Source organism: Desulfofundulus sp. (genome assembly GCF_049701015.1).
GTDB lineage: Bacteria > Bacillota > Desulfotomaculia > Desulfotomaculales > Desulfovirgulaceae > Desulfofundulus.
Genome location: NZ_JBNATZ010000291.1, coordinates 1 through 2914, shown reverse-complemented (window position 1 = coordinate 2914; position 2914 = coordinate 1). Strand labels below are relative to the sequence as shown.

Genomic DNA, 2914 nt, shown 5'->3' with positions numbered 1-2914 from the left:
CTGTTTCCCCGCTGAGCCCGGGTCAGGCGGTAGGGGTGCTGACCGGAAGCCCCTTGCCCGCCGGCACGGGGGCAGTCATTCCACAGGAGTCAGTCACAGTCGACGAAAACCGTGTGGTCTTTGCGGGCAAAATCTCCCCGGGCAGCAATATCAGGCAGGCAGGGGAGGACTTTCGATCCGGGGAATTGCTTGTAAAACGGGGGACCATTCTCGACCCGTGCATGATCAGTGTCCTGGCCGCCCTGGGTTATGGTGAAGTGCCGGTATACCGCCGTCCCAGAGTGGCAATTCTCAGCCTGGGACATGAAATCGTTCCCTGTTACGTTACCCCCGCCCCGGGCCAGGTTCGGGACAGCAACGGCCCTCTTCTAGCTTCTCTTGTCTCGCGTGACGGGGGAGAGGTTATCGGCGTGGAGATTGCCGGCGACGAAAAAGCTGGTGGGGCAAAAAAGCGTTTGCAAAGGCTGCTTCAGAATGCTGACCTTGTGCTTACAATCGGGGGAACTGCCTCCGGAGCATGCGACCAGGCGCTACCAGTACTGCGGCAGACTGGAGCACGTCCACTGTTCTGGGGAATCCGAATGAAACCGGGCAGCCACAGCGGCGCGGCAATCCATGATTCCAGGCTGGTTATTTCCCTTTCGGGAAACCCGGCGGCCTGCGCGGTAGGTTACCAGCTTCTTGCTGCACCCGTTTTACGTGCCTTTCAGAGGCTCAACCCCTACCCGTACCGTATCCATGCCCTATGCACCGACCGTTTCCCTAAAAAAGGAGGGCCCCGCCGCTTCCTCCGGGGCCATGCGGTATGCCGTCAGGATGGGTGGGAAGTAAAACTGCTGCCGGGCCAGAAATCCAGTATGCTCCGTTCTCTCATCAATTGGAATGCGTTAATTGATCTTCCGGCAGGGCACCCTCCCCTGGAGCCCGGGTCAAAAGTACCCACGCTCCTTCTCACTCCCCCCTGCCGCTGGAAAAAGGAGAGCTGACCGGTGAAAGATACCCCGCCCATCCCGGAAATAGTTGAACAGTGCCTGAAGGCAAGCCTGCCCGGAGACCGGCACCGCCAAAGAATCATCGGCCAGGTAATCATAAAACTGTTGGCGGCAGGATACAGCCTGGGAAAAGCCCTCCCTCTGTTTTTCTGGGAACTTGCGGATCTGGAGCCGCCACTGACCCGGACGGAGGCATTGCTCTTCTGCGCCCTCCATCATATATTTCACACCTGCCATAACACCAGAATTAATGACAAGAAGGACGCTTTTGAAATCCTTAAAATACCGGAAGAAAAGATGGCTTTAACCCCAAAGGAAATGTTGAAAGAGGCCAAACTGGCTTACTGGAAGCAATTCAACGAATTAACCCGTGACCCCCAAAATTTATTGTTAAATGCCCGTAAAATTATCACTGCCAAAAAGGCATTCGACTTCCTGCAAACACTTTAATATACGACCGGTTGCCCAAAAGGAGAGGAGAGCGATAAACGTGGAAGCAACAGCAACAAAGCAAAGCATGACCGGTACCACTAAAATGAGTTATGCCATAGCCCAGGAAATGTTCGAAAGGTTACTCAAGCTGGATTACCACCCGGTTGCCATAAAGTTCTTTAAGTCTGCCGAAGAAGCTGGAAAAGTCCGGGCCGATAAGAAAATAGCGGCCAAGTTCACTTTCTGCCAGTTCGTGGCTGCCTCCCGTATGGCCGGTTACGTGTTGACAGGGACAAATGAAAATATTTTATGTGAAAACTGCCTGACGAGTTTTGGTTTTACTGAACCTTCTGATGAAGAAGCCAGGGGGCATATGAAATATGTGGTGGATTTTGAAAAGGCGAAGTACGTGGTGGCAACCAAACCGCGCCTGCCTCTGGGCCTGATTACTGGTTTTATGACAGCACCGCTGGCCAAAACCCCCGTGGGGCCCGATGTGGTCATCTTCGTCTGTAATCCCCTGCAAGCATACCATATTTTAAACGACTACATCGCAGCTTTTGCCGTACACCCCCTGCAGTTCAATCACACTGTAAACTCGGCTGTCTGCGGGGGCACCGTGTGGACTTACTTGAACCGCAAGCCCAACATGAACACCATGTGCGCCGGCAGCTACACCTCCGGTAAAACGGAAAAAGGTGAAGTAAACGTCTTCATCCCGGGCGACCAAATACTGGACGTAGCAAAGCAATTGGTCTTGCGCACCGAAGTTTATAACGGGGCTTCCCTTCTTTACAGCGGTACCGAATGGCCGGGACTTGACGTCTGCAAGAAATGCCCGATGATCCGGTTTAAAGACGGAGAATAATATAGCTCACCTAGCTCACCCACCAAAGCTTATAAAACAAATTCAAACAGTTCACAAGCAATTTCTTAAAGGGAGGCAAGACAATGGAAATTAAACCCCTCTATATTAACGGTGAGTGGCGCACAACAGCCAGCTTTATCCCGGTTACCAACAAATATTCCGGCGAGGTTATCGCCCGGGTGGCCGTGGCTTCCAGGAAAGAAGCGGAAGAGGCCGTTACCGCAGCTGAACGGGCCTTCCGGGAAAACACGTTAACCCCCTGGCAGCGCTACCAGATTCTGAACAAGGCGTCGGAGTTGCTCCTGGCCAGGCGGGAAGAACTGGGGATGATCATTGCCCGGGAAGCAGGTAAGGCCTTAAAGGACGCCCTGGGGGAAGTAACCCGGGCCGCCAACACCTGCCGGGTATCCGCTGAAGAGGCAACCCGGATCTGCGGGGAAATGGTACCGATCGGTTCGGCCGGCGCGGAAAATCGCTTTGCCTATACCATCCGGGTACCGGTGGGAGTGGTCTGCGCCATTACACCCTTCAACTTTCCCCTGAACCTGGTGGTACACAAGGTAGCCCCGGCCATTGCCGCCGGCAACACGGTGGTCCTGAAGCCGGCTTCCGCCACGCCCTC

General features: G+C 54.4%; 4 protein-coding genes. All 4 read left to right on the top strand.

The features are described 5' to 3' along the window. Positions 1-986 (top strand): molybdopterin molybdotransferase MoeA (locus ACPLUI_RS13395; RefSeq protein WP_424660751.1); only part of this gene is annotated, 986 nt, incomplete at its 5' end. A gap of 3 nt (positions 987-989) precedes the next feature. Continuing rightward, positions 990-1442 carry a hypothetical protein gene (locus tag ACPLUI_RS13390; RefSeq protein WP_424660750.1) on the top strand — a complete coding sequence of 151 codons (453 nt, stop codon included), beginning with the start codon at positions 990-992 and terminating at the stop codon, positions 1440-1442. A gap of 40 nt (positions 1443-1482) precedes the next feature. Beyond that, the gene (locus ACPLUI_RS13385; protein ID WP_424660749.1) at positions 1483-2292 is read left to right on the top strand and encodes a DUF169 domain-containing protein; all 810 of its coding nucleotides are present in this window, start codon (positions 1483-1485) and stop codon (positions 2290-2292) included. Between the two features lie 83 nt (positions 2293-2375). Beyond that, positions 2376-2914 (top strand): aldehyde dehydrogenase family protein (locus tag ACPLUI_RS13380; protein ID WP_424660748.1); only part of this gene is annotated, 539 nt, incomplete at its 3' end.